Genomic DNA, 16,267 nt, shown 5'->3' with positions numbered 1-16,267 from the left:
GGAGGTGGCGAGCTGGGGGAGCGGGGAAAGGAGGATGTGACGCTCTTGTTATGCCAAGGCCAAGAATGTGTGCGGGGAAGTGCGACAGATCGGACCTTTGGGGGTTTGCTTGATCGTCCGCATGGTGAGAATTCCCTGTTCCGCTAAGGGGCTTGAGGGTTCGATGGTCCTGACGCTGATCGTTTTGCCGTTTTCGTAGCGGGGTGTGTCCGGAATGCTTCCCGTGATGGGGTCTGACCGGCGAAAACGGGGCCTGCCGGGGCATTCCGCGGCCGGGGCCGGTAGCGGAGAGTGAGGAAAGGCGGAAGTTCCTCTTGTGTGGCCGGATCGTTCCGGGGGGCGCGCAAAGGGGCTCCGACCTGCCGGGTGTGCGCGGGGTGCGCGCCCCCCGATCGGGTGACCGGAAGGCGGACGGGCAGGCCGGGATTCCGGAGAGGGGCTCACTTCGGCGGGCGCCAGTTCTCGGAGCTGCGGGTGGCCCCGCCCTCCTCGGTGCAGCGCTGCCGCACGCGGCGGTCGATCAGCTCAAGTGCCGCTTTCCTGCCGCGAGTTCGCTCCTCGACCCGGGCCTCGGCGAGCACCTGGTCGTGGATCTCGAACTGCCCGTTCGACATCCCCTTCTGCTCCCAGTCCAGCCCGGCCCATTTACCGCCCGTGAGTGCTTCGCGGGCCCAGTACGCGACCAGGCTGGTGCAGATGTCGGCGGGGGAGCTGGTGCGGGGCGCGGGGCTGGGGGAGGCGCTCGGGGGCGGCGTACGGGACGGGGCGGGTGCCGAGCAGCCGGCGGCGGCCAGGGCGGCCAGGGCGGCGGCGAGGAGTGCACGGGTGGCGTACCGGGTCAGGGCGTGCGGCGTGGTCCCCATGGAGGGGACGGTAGGCCGTCACCTTCGGTGACACAACGGCCGGGCCGGAAATGCCCGGGACTCCCCGGCGGCCGCGGCGGCGGGCGGCCGGGGAGTCCCGGGCGGCGGAGTCCTGCGGGCGCGGCCCGCGCGGCTCAGGGGGTGGCGGGGGCGGGGGCCTCCGCGCCGGCGTCGAGCTCGCGGAGCATGCAGGTCAGGCGGGCCGTGCAGATCCGCTTGCCCTGCTCGTCGGTGATCGCGATCTCGTACGTGGCGGTGGAGCGGCCCCGGTGGAGGGGGGTGGCGACGCCGGTGACGAGGCCGGAGCGGGCGCCGCGGTGGTGGGTGCAGTTCAGGTCGAGGCCGACGGCGATCTTGCGGTGGCCGCCGTGCAGCATGGCGCCGACGGAGCCGAGGGTCTCGGCGAGGACGGCGGAGGCTCCGCCGTGCAGGAGCCCGTAGGGCTGGGTGTTGCCTTCGACGGGCATGGTGCCGACGACCCGGTCGGGGGCGGCCTCCAGGATCTGGATGCCCATGCGGTTGCCGAGGTGTCCGGCGGAGAAGAGTGCGGGCAGGTCGATGCCGAGCCCGGCGTACTCGTCGATGATCTCCTGCGGGAACTTCACGTGGGTCTGCTCGCCCATGGGGGCCGGCTCCGTTCGTAAACGACCGTTAACAAGGCTCTTCATATCAGGTGACCGGGGCCCGGGGACACGCACCCGGCCCCCGGCGGTCACGAGGCGGCGCCGGCCGCCGGCTCGAAGCGGACCACCACCGACTTGCTGGCCGGGGTGTTGCTGGTGTCCGCGGTGGCGTCGAGCGGGACCAGCACGTTCGTCTCCGGGTAGTAGGCGGCCGCGCAGCCCCGGGCGGTCGGGTAGTGCACCACCCGGAAGCCCGGCGCGCGGCGCTCCACCCCGTCCCTCCACTCGCTCACCAGGTCCGTGTACGCGCCCTCGGCGAGCCCCAGCTCGCGGGCGTCCTCCGGGTTGACCAGGACCACCCGGCGGCCGCCGGTGATCCCGCGGTAGCGGTCGTCCAGCCCGTAGATCGTGGTGTTGTACTGGTCGTGCGAGCGCAGGGTCTGGAGCAGCAGGCGGCCCTCGGGCAGCTCCGGGTACTCGACGGGGGCGGCGGTGAAGTTCGCCTTGCCGGTGGCGGTGGGGAAGCGGCGCTCGTCGCGGGGGGCGTGCGGCAGGGTGAACCCGCCCGGCCGGGCCACCCGGGCGTTGAAGTCCTCGAAACCGGGCACCACGCGGGAGATCCGGTCGCGGATCGCCCCGTAGCCCCGCTCGAACTCCTCCCACGAGGTGGCCGAGTCCCCGCCCAGCACGGCGCGGGCCATGCGGGCCACGATCGCCGGCTCGGACAGCAGGTGGGGGCTCGCGGGCGTGAGGTTGCCGCGCGAGGAGTGCACCATGCCCATGGAGTCCTCGACCGTGACGAACTGCCGCCCGGTGGCCTGCACGTCCTTGTCCGTACGGCCGAGGGTGGGCAGGATCAGGGCCCGGCGCCCGGTGACGGCGTGCGAGCGGTTGAGCTTCGTGGACACGTGCACCGTGAGGGAGGCCCGGCGCATCGCCGCCTCGGTGACCTCGGTGTCCGGGGTGGCGCCGACGAAGTTGCCGCCCATCGCGAAGAACACCCGGGCCTCGCCGTCGCGCAGCGCCTGGATGGAGCGGACCACGTCGAAGCCGTGCTTGCGCGGCGAGGTGATCCCGAACTCCTTGTCGAGGGCGTCGAGGAAGGCGGCGGCGGGCCGCTCGAAGATGCCCATCGTGCGGTCGCCCTGCACGTTGGAGTGGCCGCGGACGGGGCAGACGCCGGCGCCGGGGCGGCCGATGTTGCCGCGCAGCAGCAGGAAGTTGACCACCTCGCGGATGGTGGCGACGGCGTGCTTGTGCTGGGTGAGCCCCATGGCCCAGCAGACGATGGTGCGCTCGGAGGCGAGGACCATGCGCAGGGCCTCTTCGATCTCGGCGCGCCCGAGGCCGGTGGCCTTGAGGGTCTCGTCCCAGTCGGCCCCGCGGGCCGCGGCGGCGAACTCCTCGTAGCCGTGGGTGTGCTCGCGTACGAAGGCCTCGTCCACGGCGCCCTCCGTGTCGAGGACGAGCTTGTTGAGCAGGCGGAAGAGGGCCTGGTCCCCGCCGATGCGGATCTGGAGGAAGAGGTCGTTGAGGGCGGCCCCGCGGACCATGCCGAGCGGGGTCTGCGGGTTCTTGAACCGCTCCATGCCGGCCTCGGGCAGCGGGTTCACCGAGATGATCTTCGCCCCGGCGGCCTTGGCCTTCTCCAGGGCCGAGAGCATGCGGGGGTGGTTGGTGCCCGGGTTCTGGCCGGCCACGATGATCAGGTCGGCCCGGTGCAGGTCCTCCAGCGAGACGCTGCCCTTGCCGATGCCGATGGTCTCGTTGAGCGCCGAGCCGGAGGACTCGTGGCACATGTTCGAGCAGTCCGGCAGGTTGTTGGTGCCGAACTCGCGGGCGAAGAGCTGGAGCAGGAAGGCGGCCTCGTTGCTGGTGCGGCCCGAGGTGTAGAAGAGGGCCTCGTCCGGCGAGGACAGGGCGCGCAGCTCCTCCGCGATGATCTCGAAGGCCCGCTCCCAGGTGACGGCCTCGTACCGGTCGGCCCCCTCGGGCAGGTACATCGGCTGGGTGATCCGGCCCTGCTGGCCGAGCCAGTAGCCGGAGCGGCCCGCGAGGTCGGCCAGCGGGTGCGCGGCGAAGAAGTCGGGGGTGACCCGGCGCAGGGTGGCCTCCTCGGCCACGGCCTTGGCGCCGTTCTCGCAGAACTCGGCGGTGTGCCGCTTGTCGCCCTCCGGCCAGGCGCAGCCCGGGCAGTCGAAGCCGTCCTTCTGGTTGACCTTGAGCAGGGTCTGCGCCGTGCGCCGCAGCCCCATCTGCGCCTGCGCGATCTTCAAGGTGTGGCCGATGGCCGGCAGCCCGGCCGCGGCGTGCTTGGGGGGCGCGACCTGCGGCGCGTCCTGAACCGGATCACCTGCGGGCGGCTTGGTGGCCATGTCGCTCCCCTTTGAACGTACGTCGTGCCTCGTGGTGCCGATCCGATCCTGTCACGCCCCGGGCGGCGGGCGGCGGGGGCATTGTCGGTGCGGCCGACTAGGCTCGGGGGCGTGGCAGAGACAGCAGCGAAGCAGACCGACCAGAACCCAGCGGAGATGCGCCCGCGCCTGATGCTCATGGACGGGCATTCCCTGGCGTACCGGGCCTTCTTCGCGCTGCCCGCGGAGAACTTCACGACGGCGACGGGCCAGCCGACCAACGCGATCTACGGCTTCGCCTCCATGCTGGCGAACACGCTGCGCGACGAGGCGCCCACGCACTTCGCGGTGGCCTTCGACGTGTCGCGCAAGACGTGGCGCTCGCAGGAGTTCCCGGAGTACAAGGCGAACCGGTCGAAGACCCCGGACGAGTTCAAGGGTCAGGTGGAGCTGATCGGCGAGCTGCTGGACGCCATGTCCGTGCCGCGGTTCGCCGTCGACGGCTTCGAGGCCGACGACGTCATCGCGACCCTGGCGACGCAGGCCGAGGCCGCGGGCTTCGAGGTCCTGATCGTGACCGGCGACCGGGACTCCTTCCAGCTGGTCTCCGACCGGACCACCGTGCTCTACCCCACGAAGGGGGTCTCCGAGCTGACCCGCTTCACCCCGGAGAAGGTGCAGGAGAAGTACGGCCTGACCCCCTCGCAGTACCCGGACTTCGCCGCGCTGCGCGGGGACCCGTCGGACAACCTGCCCGGCATCCCCGGCGTCGGCGAGAAGACCGCCGCGAAGTGGATCAACCAGTTCGGTTCCTTCGCGGAGCTGGTCGAGCGGGCCGAAGAGGTCAAGGGCAAGGCCGGACAGAACCTCCGGGACCACCTGGAGGCCGTGAAGCTCAACCGCGTGCTGACCGAGATGGTCCGGGACGTGGAGCTGGGCCGCACCCCCGCCGACCTGGCGCGCCTGCCGTACGACCGGAAGGCCGTCACGGGAGTCCTGGACGTGCTGGAGATCCGCAACGCCTCGCTGCGCGAGCGGCTGCTGGCCGTGGACCCGGGCGCCGCCGAGGAGCAGGCCCCGGAGCCGGCCGCGGGCGTGGAGCTGGACGGCTCCGTGCTGGGCACCGGCGAGCTGGCGCCGTGGCTGGCCGAGCACACCGCCGGCCCGCTCGGCGTGGCCACGGTCGACAGCTGGGCCCTGGGCACCGGCAGCGTCGCCGAGGTCGCGCTGGCCGCCGCCGGCGGGGCGGCGGCCTGGTTCGACCCCGCGCAGCTGGACGAGGCCGACGAGCGGGCGTTCGCGGAGTGGATCTCGGACCCCTCCCGGCCGAAGGTCATGCACAACGCCAAGGGCGCCATGCGGGTCTTCCCCGAGCACGGCTGGACCGTGGCCGGCGTCTCCATGGACACCGCGCTCGCCGCGTACCTGGTCAAGCCCGGGCGGCGGTCCTTCGCGCTGGACGTGCTGTCGGTGGAGTACCTCGGCCGCGAGCTGCAGCCCGCCGCCGCCGACGGGCAGCTGGCCTTCGGCGCCGACGAGTCCGCGGAGGCCGACGCGCTGATGGCGCAGGCCCGCGCGGTGCTGGACCTGGGCGAGGCGTTCACCGGCCGGCTCGCCGAGGTCGGCGCCGCCGAGTTGCTGCACGAGGTGGAGCTGCCCACCTCGGAACTGCTCGCCCGCATGGAGCGCGCCGGCATCGCCGCCGACCGCGACCACCTGGAGGCGATGGAGCGGCAGTTCGCCGACGCCGTGCAGCAGGCGGTCAAGGAGGCCCACGCGACGGTGGGGCACGAGTTCAACCTCGGCTCGCCCAAGCAGCTCCAGGAGGTCTTCTTCGGCGAGCTGGGCCTGCCCAAGACGAAGAAGACGAAGACCGGATACACCACCGACGCCGACGCCCTGGCCTGGCTGGCCCAGCAGACCGACCACGAGCTCCCCGTGATCATGCTGCGCCACCGCGAGCAGGCCCGGCTGCGCTCCACCGTCGAGGGCCTGATCAAGACGGTCGCCGCCGACGGCCGGGTGCGCACCACCTTCAGCCAGACGGTGGCCGCCACCGGGCGCCTGTCCTCCACCGACCCCAACCTGCAGAACGTGCCGGTGCGCACCGACGAGGGCCGGGCCATCCGGCGCGGGTTCGTCGTCGGCGAGGGCTTCGAGTCCCTCATGACGGCCGACTACAGCCAGATCGAACTGCGCGTGATGGCCCACCTGTCGGAGGACGAGGGCCTGATCGAGGCCTTCCTCTCCGGCGAGGACCTGCACACCACCGTCGCCTCGCAGGTCTTCGGCGTGGAGCGGTCGGCGGTCGACGCCGAGATGCGCCGCAAGATCAAGGCGATGTCGTACGGCCTCGCGTACGGGCTGTCCGCCTTCGGCCTCTCGCAGCAGCTGAACATCGACCCCGCCGAGGCGCGCGGGCTGATGGACACCTTCTTCGAGCGGTTCGGCGGGGTCCGCGACTACCTCCAGCGGGTCGTCGACGAGGCCCGCGCCACCGGCTACACGGCCACGATGCTCGGCCGCCGCCGCTACCTGCCGGACCTCAACAGCGACAACCGCCAGCGCCGCGAGGCCGCCGAGCGGATGGCGCTGAACGCGCCGATCCAGGGCACCGCCGCCGACATCGTCAAGGTCGCGATGCTCCGGGTGGACCGGGCGCTGTCCGAGGCCGGCCTGAAGTCGCGGATGCTGCTCCAGGTCCACGACGAAATCGTGCTGGAGATCGCACCGGGGGAGCGGGAGCGGGTGGAGGACCTGGTCCGCCGCGAGATGGCCGCGGCCGTGACCCTGCGGGCCCCGCTGGACGTCTCGGTGGGCGTGGGCCCGGACTGGGAATCAGCCGCCCACTGACCCACCGGGGCTCCGCGCCCGGCCCCCGCGCCTCAAGCGCCGGCGGGGCTTGAATGTGCTGCCGGGCCCGGCGGGCAGGGCGCGGCCCGTGGTGTGGTTTCGGGGGCTCCGCCCCCGGACCCCCGGTCCTCAATCGCCGGACGGGCTTGGGTTGCCCCGGGCCAGGTGCGGAAGGTGCGGCCCGTGGTGTGGTTTCGGGGGCTCTGCCCCCGGGTCCCGGCGCCTCAATCGCCGGCGGGGCTTGAATGTGCTCCCGGGCCCGGTGCGGAAGGTGCGGCACGCGGTGTGGTTTCGGGGGTCTGTCCCCGTGGCCCCGCGCCTCAAGCGCCGCCGGGGCTTGAATGGCCCCGGAGCGTCCAGCGCCTGAGCTGGGTGTGCCTGCTGCTCGACGTCCGGGCAGGGGGCCACATCAAGCCCGTCCGGCGATTGAGGACCGGGGTCCGGGGCGGAGCCCCGAAAGTCGACGGCGGGCTGCGCGTTTGCGCGATGGGGGCCAACCCAGCCCCGCCGGCGTTTGAGGCGCGGGGGTGCGGGGGCGGAGCCCCCAAAGGCCGACGGCGGGCCGCACCTTCCGCACCGGCCGAGGGGCAAACTCCCAGCCTCGCCGGCGGGCGGCAGTTCCCGGTCCGGGGGGGCCAATGCAGCCTCGCCGGCGTTTGAGGCGCGGGTCCGGGGCGGAGCCCCGAAACCCCGCCGCGGGGCGCAGTTTCCGGTGGGGCGGGGGCCAATCCAGCCCCGCCGGCGTTTGAGGCGCAGGGGCGCGGGGGCGGAGCACACGGAATAGGGGCAGGGCGGGGTACGACGGCGGAGCCCCGGGTCAGGGAGCCACGCGGAGCCGGTCGCGGCCGCGCACGAGCCCCGCGTACAAGAGGAGCCCGCAGCCCACCCCCGCCCCCGCCCCGAAGCAGACCGCCGGCACCACGTCGAGCCCGCTCGACACCCGCGGCCCGTACGACCACCACAGCAGCACCCGCTGCACCGCCCCCACCACCCCCGCCACCGCGAGCAGCACCAGCGCCGCCGCCCGCTCCGCCCCCGACAGCCGCGGCACCGCGTCCGGCCGCGGCCCACCCCCCGCCTGCCGCCGCACCGCCCCGACGAGGAACCAGCCGAGCAGGGCCAGCCCTGCCGCCGAGCTCGCGTACTGCAGGAGCGCGAACAGCGGCATCCCCGCGACCCCGCGCGACAGCACCGGCAGCGCGTCCGTGCCCCACCGGTCGTGGTGGGTGAAGGAGTCCCACACCACGTGGGTGAGCGAGCCGAGCACGGCGGAGGCGTAGAACCGGCCGGCCAGCGGCAGCAGGCGCCGCCCCCGCCAGTCCTCCCCGCGCGCGATCCCGTACGCCCGCCCCTGCCGGCCCGCGGGCAGCAGCGCGGCGAGCGGCTCCCGGAGCAGCAGCCACACCGCCACGAGGACGCCCGTCAGCACCGCGTCCACGGTGACGATCCCGGCCACGGAGTGCGTGAACGTGCCGAAGGCCATCGCCCCCGGGACCGCGCTCGCCGCGAAGAACGCCAGATCGGGCGCGAAGGAGCCGGCCACCAGGGCCGAGGTGACCAGCGGGCCGCGGGCCCGCCCGGTCCGGTGCAGCCCGGGCAGCACCGCGGCCGCGTGGCTGAGGGTGAACGGCATGGGTCCGACCTTCCGGATGGATCTTGGACATTCCAGTATGCGCGGATCCGCTCCGCACGGCCCGCCCGTGGGGGATTGGTGAACGCTGCCCGACAACAGGTGCCGTTTCGAGGGGAGTTGTCGTACTGTCACGCGGACGCAGGCCGTCGAGGGGGAGAGGGCCCGGCCATGGCAGCAGTACGGACCGCACACACCTGGCGCCGCGGAAGCGCGGCCGCGCTCGTCTCGGCGCTCGTCGCCGGCGCGGCGGTGGCCTCCGGGGGCCCGGCCGCGGAGGCGGCGGACGGCACCGCGGCGCAGCGGCCGCGGCAGGAGGCGGCCTGGGAGTGGCCGGCCGCGTCCGCCGCCTACTACACCGCCCTGCCGCCGCTGGTCTCCCCGCTGCCGCCGGGCGACCCCGAGCCGCAGCCCGCCGCCACCCCGGCGGCCACCCCGGCCCCGACCCCGGTTCCGCGCCCCGCCGTGCCGCCGCGCACCGCGCCGGTGCTGCGGCTGCCGGTGCCGATGGCCGGCAGCCGGGGCATACCCGTCACCGTCCTCGCGGCCTACCGGCAGGCCGAGCGGACGGTCGCCGGCACCGACCCCGGCTGCGGGCTGCGCTGGCAGCTGCTCGCGGCGATCGGCAGGGTGGAGTCGGGGCAGGCGCGCGGCGGCCAGGTGGACGCGGCGGGCACCACCCTCTCCCCGATCCTGGGCCCCGTCCTCAACGGCAACGGCTTCGCGAACATCGCCGACACGGACGACGGGGCGTACGACGGGGACAGCCGCTGGGACCGGGCGGTCGGGCCCATGCAGTTCATCCCGTCCACCTGGCGCACCTGGGGCCAGGACGCGAACGGCGACGGCCTGCGCAACCCGAACAACGTGTTCGACGCGGCCCTGGCGGCGGGCCGCTACCTCTGCGCGGGCACCCGTGACCTGCGCAACCCGTCCGACCTCGACCGCGCGGTCCTCAGCTACAACCACTCGGCGGAGTACCTGCGGACGGTCCGCTCGTGGTTCACGTTCTACGTGACGGGGGCGCGGGAGATCCCGAACGCGAAGCCGAAGCCGAAGCCAAGGCCGGAGCCGACCCCGACTCCGACCCCGACTCCGACCCCTTCGCCGCGGCCGACCCCGACCCCGTCGCCGAAGCCCAGCACCCCCTCGCCGCGGCCCACCCCCACACCCACGCCCACCCCCACCCCCACACCCACGCCCACAACGACCCCTTCGGCGAAGCCCACTCCCACCCCCACTCCCACCCCCACCGCCACCGCCACGCCGAAGCCGGCCGCGTCCCCCTCCGCATCCTCGAAGCCGACGGCCGCGCCCACCCCCACGGCCCCCGCACCGGGGGCCGGCTCCGCGAGCCCTTCGGCGCCGACGCGGTAGCGGGCGGAGTTTTCCGGTGGACTAGGGTCGCGGCGTGGCGCGGGTCCTGTTGTTCGGGGTGGTCCTTCCCTTCACGGCGGTGCTGTGCGGGGTGCTCGGGCTGAGGCTGCGGCGGGACGGCCGGGTCCGGCAGGAGGTGGCGCGCGCCCGTGCCGCGCTGCACGTGGACGCGTACCACGCAGCCCTCGAACGCGGGTGGCCGGAGGACGACGTGCAGGCCGCGGCGGCCCGGCTGGTGCTGGACGGCCTGGTCGCCGTCAACCACCGCGGCACCCTCGCCCTGACCCCGGCCGGAGCCGACCCGGAACGCAGTGCCGGGCATCCGCTGCCCGATGCGCTCCTCGCCGCCCTGCGCCGCCGGAAGGCGCCCGCCCCGCTGGGGGCGGTCCTGGCCCGGGACCCCGAACTGACCCTGGCCAGGACCGAGTTCCACGCCTCGTGGCGGGCTCGGCTGGAACCGCTCCGGCTCCCGGCGCCGCGGGAGCCGGGCTGTCTCGGGCTGCTGGGCTGGGTGGCGCTGCTGCCGGTGGTCGTCTTCGAGGGCATGGCGCTGTTCGACGCGGTGCCGGAGGATCCCGCGGTCGCGGTCGGGCTGGCCGTGGCGGCGGGGGGACAGGTGGCGTGGCTCGCGCAGTACCGGCGGCCGGAGCCGGAGCCGGAGTTCCGGGCCCCGCTGCACCCGGCCCTGGCCGCGCTCCCCCCTGAGGCCCGCGCCCGGCTCCGGACCAGCCGGCTGCGTGTCCGCCGCACCCGCAACCGAGGCCGCTGACCGACTGCGCCGCCCAGACCGGGCGAGCCCGGACGTGCCCCGCCCGCCGGCCCGCCGCCGGGTTTTCGGGGGCTCCGCCCCCGGACCCCCGCGCCTCAAACGCCGGCGGGGCTGGAGTTTGCCTCTCGGCCGGTGCGGGGGCAGCGGCTTCCACGTGGTTTCGGGGGCTCCGGCCCCCGCGCCCCCGCGCCTCAAACGCCGGCGAGGCTTGATTTTGCCCCCGGCCGGTGCGGAAGGTGCGGCCCGCCCCCGGACCCCCGCGCCTCAATCGCCGGCGGGGCTCGATTGTGCCCCGCAGCATCCAGTCCTTGGGGCATGCCACTCCTTAGGGCGGTCCTGTAGGGCGGTCCTGTAGGGCGGCCCCTGTGGGGGACCGCGCGGGGCGGACCGCGCAGGGCGGACCTGTGGGGCGATCCACGGTGGCGACCCACGGGGCCGACCCACGTGGGGGTGCCCACGCAATGTGGCGCATGGGGAGAGCCGCAGGTGCAAGCCGAGGGGGCAAAATCAAGCCCGTCCGGCGATTGAGGACCGGGGGTCCGGGGGCAGAGCCCCCGAAACCCCGGCGGCGGGCCGCACCTTCCGCACAGGGCCGGGGCAACTCCAGCCCCGCAGGGGGCACCTCCTCCCCGCCCCTGGGCTGGGGGGAGTCTGAGGCGCGGGTCCGGGGGCGGAGCCCCGAAAGCCTCGCGGTGGGCCGTACCTTCCGCACCGGCCGAGGGGGCAAACTCCAGCCCCGCCGGCGTTTGAGGCGCGGGGGTGCGGGGGCGGAGCCCCCGAAGTCAGGCGGCGGGCCGCAGCCTTCGGGCCGGTCCGGGGGAACTCCGGCCCCGCGGGGCCGGCGGCGCGGGGTCCGGGGTGGAGCCCCGTTTGCGAGGCCCGCAGGGTCGTGGGTGGAGGACGTGTTCAAATCTCGGCCCCGCGTTGCTACCGTGCCCCAACCCTGACGCCCCATCAGATCCGGAGGCACAGCCATGCGCGCCCTCACCGCCGCCGCAATCGGCCTGGCCGCCGCCCTGCTGCTCGTCTTCCTCGCCACGGCGATCGGCCCGCCCGAGGCCGGCACTTCGCCGAAGCCGCTGCTCACCACCGTCCCGCCCGCACCCGGAAAGTAGAGGAGGCCCGGCCATGCGACGCAGAGCGAGCCTCGTCCTGCTCTCCCTCGCCGTGTTCTGCACCGCACTCGCACCCCTGCTGCGCTGGTGGATGTACCCGAGCTTCGCGAAGATCCCGCCGGGCCAGTACCAGGAGGCGGTCCTGGAGGCGAAGCCCGCGACCCTCCTCGACTACGCCACCCTCAAGCCCCGCAAGGTCCCCAAGATCACCATCGTGCAGACCCTGAAGGGCAACGTCGAGCGCTCGAAGGAGATCGAGGCGAGCGCCGGCCGCGACGTGGTGGTCTGGGACGCCCTCTCCTACATGGCCGGCCCCGACGGCAAGATGGTCTCGGCCATCCCCGAGCGGTACATCTTCGACGCCCACACCCAGGACCCCGTACACGCCACCGGCGAAATGGTGGACGGGGACCCGGTCCGGCGCACCGGCATCGAGTTCAAGTGGCCCTTCTTCACCGAGCCGCGCGACTACCTCTACTTCGACGCCCAGACCCGCACCTCCGCGCCCATCCACTACGTCGGCCCCCGCACGTTCCGCGGCCTGGACGTCTACTACTACGAGCAGACCATCCCCTGGACCAAGGTGCCCTTCCCCAAGAAGATGCCGATCCCGGGCTTCGACGCGTCCACCATCGAGAAGTCCTTCGGCACCAGCCGCTGGTACACCACCAAGCGCATGTTCTGGGTGGAGCCCGTCACCGGCGCCCCCGTCAACGGCGAGGAGATCCACACCGAGGAACTGCGCGGCGGCACGCTCGCCGCCGGGGCCCCGGACCATCGCCTCGTCGTCTTCGACGGGCACGTGAAGATGCGCGAGGACTACCTCCGGCACACCGTGGACCTCGTCGCCGCGAACCGCGTCAAGGTGCTCGCCCTGCACACGTACGCCCCCGTCGGCTCCGCCGTCTGCGGGGCCGGCCTGCTCGCCCTCGCGCTCTGGCTGGAGGCCCGCGGCCGCCGCCGGGACCCGTCCCGTCCCGCCGCGGCGGAACCGGCCCGCCCCGGCGGCGAGCCGGTCAGCGTCCCCTGAGCCGGTTGTTGGTGTGCCGGGTGGGCTCCGCGCCCGCCGGGTCCTCCGGCCAGGGGTGCCGGGGGTAGCGGCCGCGGAGCTCGGCGCGGACCGCCCGGTACCCCTCGGCCCAGAAGGACGCCAGGTCCGCCGTCACCGCGGCGGGCCGCCCGGCCGGGGACAGCAGGTGCACCAGCACCGGCACCCCGGGTACGCCGCCCACCCGCGGGGTCTCCCGCAGCCCGAACAGCTCCTGGAGCTTCACCGCCAGTACGGGCTGGTCGGCGGAGTAGTCCAGCCGGATCCGCGAGCCGCTGGGCACCTCCAGCCGCTCCGGGGCCAGCTCGTCCAGCCGGGCCGCCTCCCCGGTGGCCCAGGGCAGTAGCCGGGTCAGCGCCCGTCCCGCGTCGATCCGCGCGAGGTCGGCCCGCCGCCGGGCCCGGGACAGCTCCGGCTCCAGCCAGTCGTCCGCCCGCGCGAGCAGGGCCGCGTCCGACACCTCCGGCCAGGGCCCGCCGGCCACCCGGTGCAGGAAGGCCAGCCGCTCGCGCAGCCCGGCCGCCTCCGCCGTCCAGCGCAGCAGCCCGAGCCCCTCGCGGCGCAGCCCCTCCAGCAGGGCTTCGCGTACGAGGTCCGGACCGGGGTTCCGCAGCGGGCGTACGGCCAGTTCCACCGCGCCGAGCCGCTCCACGCTCCGCGCCACGACCTCACCGTCGGCCCAGCCCACCTCCTCGCCCGAGGACAGCAGGTGCGCAGCGGCCTCGCAGGCCGTCGCCTCGTCGAGTACGGCGCCCAGCCGGACCCGTGCCGAGGCGGCATGGGCGCCCCGGTCCGCGACCGCGACCGCCAGCCAGGGCGCACTGCGCAGCGCCGAGCCCTCGCCGAGCTCCGCCCCGGTGCCGGAGGCCATGAGGAAGGCCCCCGCACCCCGGGCCCGCGCCACCCGCTCGGGAAACGCGAGCGCGACCACCAGCCCGGCCGCGGCATCGTCGGCGAGCCCCGCGCCCGCATCGGCCGCGGACGCCCCCGTACCCGCCGCGGGCGCCCCCGCGTCCGCCGCGGAGGCCTCCGCGGCCGCCGCCGCCCGGTCCGCCGCCCCGCTCAGCCGGCGGACCTCCGTGCGCCAGCGGGCCGCGTACGCGTCGCCGCCCTGCCGGGCCGTGCGCCAGGCGGCCGCGAGGTCGTCGCCGTACTCCCGCGGGGGTTCCTCGCTCAGGAGGGCCACCAGCTCGGCCGCCCGGCGGGCGCCCGTCTGCGGGGCCGCGTCCAGCAGGGCCCGGGCCAGCCGCGGGTGCAGGCCCAGCCGTGCCATCCGGGTGCCGCGGGCCGTGGCCCGCCCGGCCGCGTCCACGGCGCCGACCGCGGCCAGCACCTCGCGGGCCGCCGCCAGCGCCCCCGCCGGGGGCGGGTCCAGCAGGGCCAGTCCGGTCGCCTCCGGATCGCCCCAGCAGGCGGCCTGCAGGGCGAACTCCGCCAGGTCGGCGAGCTTGATCTCGGGGGCGGGGAAGGCCGGCAGCCGGTCGTGCTCCGCCTCCGCCCAGCAGCGGTACACCGCGCCGGGGGCCTCGCGCCCGGCCCGTCCGGCGCGCTGGCGGGCCGCCGCACGGGAGGCCCGTACCGTCGTCAGCGAGCCCAGGCCCCGGGCGTGGTCGGTGCGCGGCTCCCGGGCCAGCCCGGCGTCCACCACGATCCGCACCCCGGGCACCGTCAGGCTGGACTCGGCCACAGCGGTCGCCAGGATGACCCGGCGGCCGCCGCCGCCCGCCAGCACCGCGTCCTGGACGGCGGCCGGGGCCCGGCCGTGCACCTGGAGCACCTCGGCGGGCACCCCGCCCAACTGCCCGGCCACCCGGGAGATCTCCCCGACCCCGGGCAGGAAGCACAGCACGTCGCCCTCGCGCTCGGCCAGGGCCCGCCGGACCACGGCCGCCACGTGCGCGAGCAGCGCCGGGTCCACGCGCATGCCGTGCGGCGGCCGCACCGGCCGGGCCGGCGGCGCCCACACCACCTCCACCGGGTGGGAGACCCCGGCCGCCGCCACCACCGGGGCGCCGCCGAGCAGCCGGGCCCAGCCCTCGGCGTCCGTGGTCGCCGAGGCCGCCACCAGCCGGAGTTCGGGGCGCAGCGCGGCGCGCACGTCGAGGAGGAAGGCGGCGACGGTGTCCGCGTCAAGATGCCGCTCGTGGCACTCGTCGAGGACCACCACGTCCACCCCGGAGAGCTCCGGGTCGCGCTGGAGCCGCTGGAGGAGCACCCCGGTGGTGACCACCTCCACCACCGTGTCCGGCCCCACCACCCGCTCCCCGCGGACCGTGAAGCCCACCGACTCCCCGGGCCGCTCGCCCAGCAGCCAGGCCATCCGGCGGGCGGCCGCCCGGGCCGCGATCCGCCGCGGCTCCGCCACCACGACCCGCCGCCGGGGGCCGCCGGAGCCCGCGGACCCTGCGGCGCCGGCCGCCGGGTCCGCCGCCACCAGGCCGGCCAGCACCAGCGGGACCAGCGTGGTCTTGCCGGTGCCCGGCGGTGCGCACAGCACGGCCGTGCCGTGGGAGTCCAGTGCGCGCGTCAGCGCCGGTACGGACTCCCGGACCGGGAGGGCGGCCAGGGCGCCGGTGCGTATCGGGGCGTGCCGGCCCGTGCGGCCGGCGGGGGCGGGCGGCTCCGTCACGGCGGTCAGTCCCGTTCGCACACGAAGATCGCGGTGCCGGGGATCAGGTTCCCGCGCAGCGGGGACCAGCCGCCCCACTCCTGCGCGTTCCACTCCGGCCACTCGGGCTCGACCAGGTCGAGCAGCCGGAACCCGGCCCCGACCACGTCGCGGACCCGGTCGCCGACCGTGCGGTGGTGCTCGACGTACACGGCGCGGCCGGTCTCGTCCTGCTCCACGTACGGGGTCCGGTCGAAGTAGGACGCGGACACCGACAGCCCCTCGGGGCCCGGCTCGTCCGGGAAGGCCCAGCGGATCGGGTGGGTGACCGAGAAGACCCAGCGGCCGCCGGGGCGCAGCACCCGGTGCACCTCGCGCATCACGTTCACGGGGTCGGCCACGAAGGGCACCGCCCCGTACGCCGAGCACGCCAGGTCGAAGGAGCCGTCGCGGAAGGGCAGCGCCCCGGCGTCGGCCTGGACCAGCGGGACGTCCCCGTCGCCGATCCGCAGGGCGTGCTGGAGCTGGCGGTGGGAGAGGTCGAGCGCGACCGGGCGGGCGCCCTGCCCGGCCAGCCAGCGGCTGCACTGGGCGGCGCCGGCGCCGATCTCCAGGACGTCCTTGCCGCGCAGCGCCTGCGCCGGGCCCAGCAGGGCGGCCTCCGCCTCGTCGAGCCCCTCGGGGCCCCAGACGAAGCGGTCGTCGCCGAGGAAGGCCCCGTGCTCGCTCTGGTACTCGTCGGCGTTGCGGTCCCACCAGCCGCGGCTGGCCCGGCTGCTCTCCGCTTCCCCCGCGTTACGCCGGGTGGCCTCCGCGCCGTCGGAGTCGTCCTCGAACGCGTCCGTACCTTCGTACATCGCCTCGTACGCGCCTTCGGAGGCGCCATCCTCTTGGTTCATCGGGCCCGTCGTCGTAGTCTTCGCAGCACGCAGCCGCGCCTGTGTGCACACGAGTTGTGCCGGGTGTGCGGTGTTCCGCCCGGGGTGGGCGCCTTCGCGCATTGACCCTGTCCGGCTGCCCCCGTATG

General features: G+C 75.2%; 11 protein-coding genes. 5 read left to right on the top strand and 6 right to left on the bottom strand.

The features are described from left to right. Positions 1-440: 440 nt before the first annotated feature. From ACZ407_RS20185 to ACZ407_RS20175, 3 genes are all read right to left on the bottom strand, one after another. Positions 441-863, bottom strand: coding sequence for a hypothetical protein (locus tag ACZ407_RS20185; protein ID WP_468129993.1), 423 nt, complete (start codon positions 861-863; stop codon positions 441-443). A gap of 134 nt (positions 864-997) precedes the next feature. Continuing rightward, positions 998-1,486, bottom strand: coding sequence for a PaaI family thioesterase (locus ACZ407_RS20180; RefSeq protein ID WP_468129991.1), 489 nt, complete (start codon positions 1,484-1,486; stop codon positions 998-1,000). 89 nt (positions 1,487-1,575) lie between these two features. Next, positions 1,576-3,861, bottom strand: a complete 2,286-nt coding sequence (locus tag ACZ407_RS20175; protein WP_468129989.1) for an FdhF/YdeP family oxidoreductase — start codon at positions 3,859-3,861, stop codon at positions 1,576-1,578. A gap of 111 nt (positions 3,862-3,972) precedes the next feature. On the opposite strand from ACZ407_RS20175, the gene polA reads away from it, so the two are divergent. Continuing rightward, a complete protein-coding gene (polA, locus tag ACZ407_RS20170; protein ID WP_468129987.1) occupies positions 3,973-6,693 on the top strand; it encodes a DNA polymerase I in 2,721 nt (906 codons plus the stop codon). A gap of 817 nt (positions 6,694-7,510) precedes the next feature. On the opposite strand, the gene ACZ407_RS20165 is transcribed toward polA, so the two are convergent. After that, on the bottom strand, positions 7,511-8,326 hold the full coding sequence (locus tag ACZ407_RS20165; RefSeq protein WP_468129985.1) for a DUF4184 family protein: 816 nt from the start codon (positions 8,324-8,326) through the stop codon (positions 7,511-7,513). 168 nt (positions 8,327-8,494) lie between these two features. Here ACZ407_RS20165 and ACZ407_RS20160 point away from each other — a divergent pair, with 168 nt between their 5' ends. From ACZ407_RS20160 to pgfA, 4 genes are all read left to right on the top strand, one after another. Then, positions 8,495-9,700 carry a lytic transglycosylase domain-containing protein gene (locus ACZ407_RS20160; protein WP_468129983.1) on the top strand — a complete coding sequence of 402 codons (1,206 nt, stop codon included), beginning with the start codon at positions 8,495-8,497 and terminating at the stop codon, positions 9,698-9,700. A 34-nt stretch (positions 9,701-9,734) separates the two neighbouring features. Then, positions 9,735-10,469 (top strand): hypothetical protein, encoded by a 735-nt coding sequence (locus ACZ407_RS20155; RefSeq protein ID WP_468129981.1) that lies wholly within the window; start codon positions 9,735-9,737, stop codon positions 10,467-10,469. A gap of 974 nt (positions 10,470-11,443) precedes the next feature. Then, positions 11,444-11,584: an SPW_0924 family protein gene (locus tag ACZ407_RS20150; RefSeq protein ID WP_468129979.1), complete on the top strand. Its 141-nt coding sequence runs from the start codon at positions 11,444-11,446 to the stop codon at positions 11,582-11,584. A gap of 13 nt (positions 11,585-11,597) precedes the next feature. Next, positions 11,598-12,614, top strand: coding sequence for a cell envelope lipid trafficking protein PgfA (pgfA, locus tag ACZ407_RS20145; protein ID WP_468129977.1), 1,017 nt, complete (start codon positions 11,598-11,600; stop codon positions 12,612-12,614). Here pgfA and hrpB read toward each other — a convergent pair. Both hrpB and ACZ407_RS20135 read right to left on the bottom strand, forming a co-directional pair. After that, entirely contained in the window at positions 12,601-15,261 is a 2,661-nt protein-coding gene (gene hrpB / locus ACZ407_RS20140) for an ATP-dependent helicase HrpB (RefSeq protein ID WP_468129975.1), read from the bottom strand. The two genes, pgfA and hrpB, sit on opposite strands and share 14 nt — an antisense overlap. Before the next feature lie 5 nt (positions 15,262-15,266). Further along, positions 15,267-16,097 (bottom strand): class I SAM-dependent methyltransferase, encoded by an 831-nt coding sequence (locus ACZ407_RS20135; protein WP_468130076.1) that lies wholly within the window; start codon positions 16,095-16,097, stop codon positions 15,267-15,269. Between the last annotated feature and the right edge of the window lie 170 nt (positions 16,098-16,267).

Source organism: Streptomyces sp. NPDC030809 (assembly GCF_055572195.1).
This window is presented reverse-complemented; position numbering and strand designations above follow the sequence as displayed.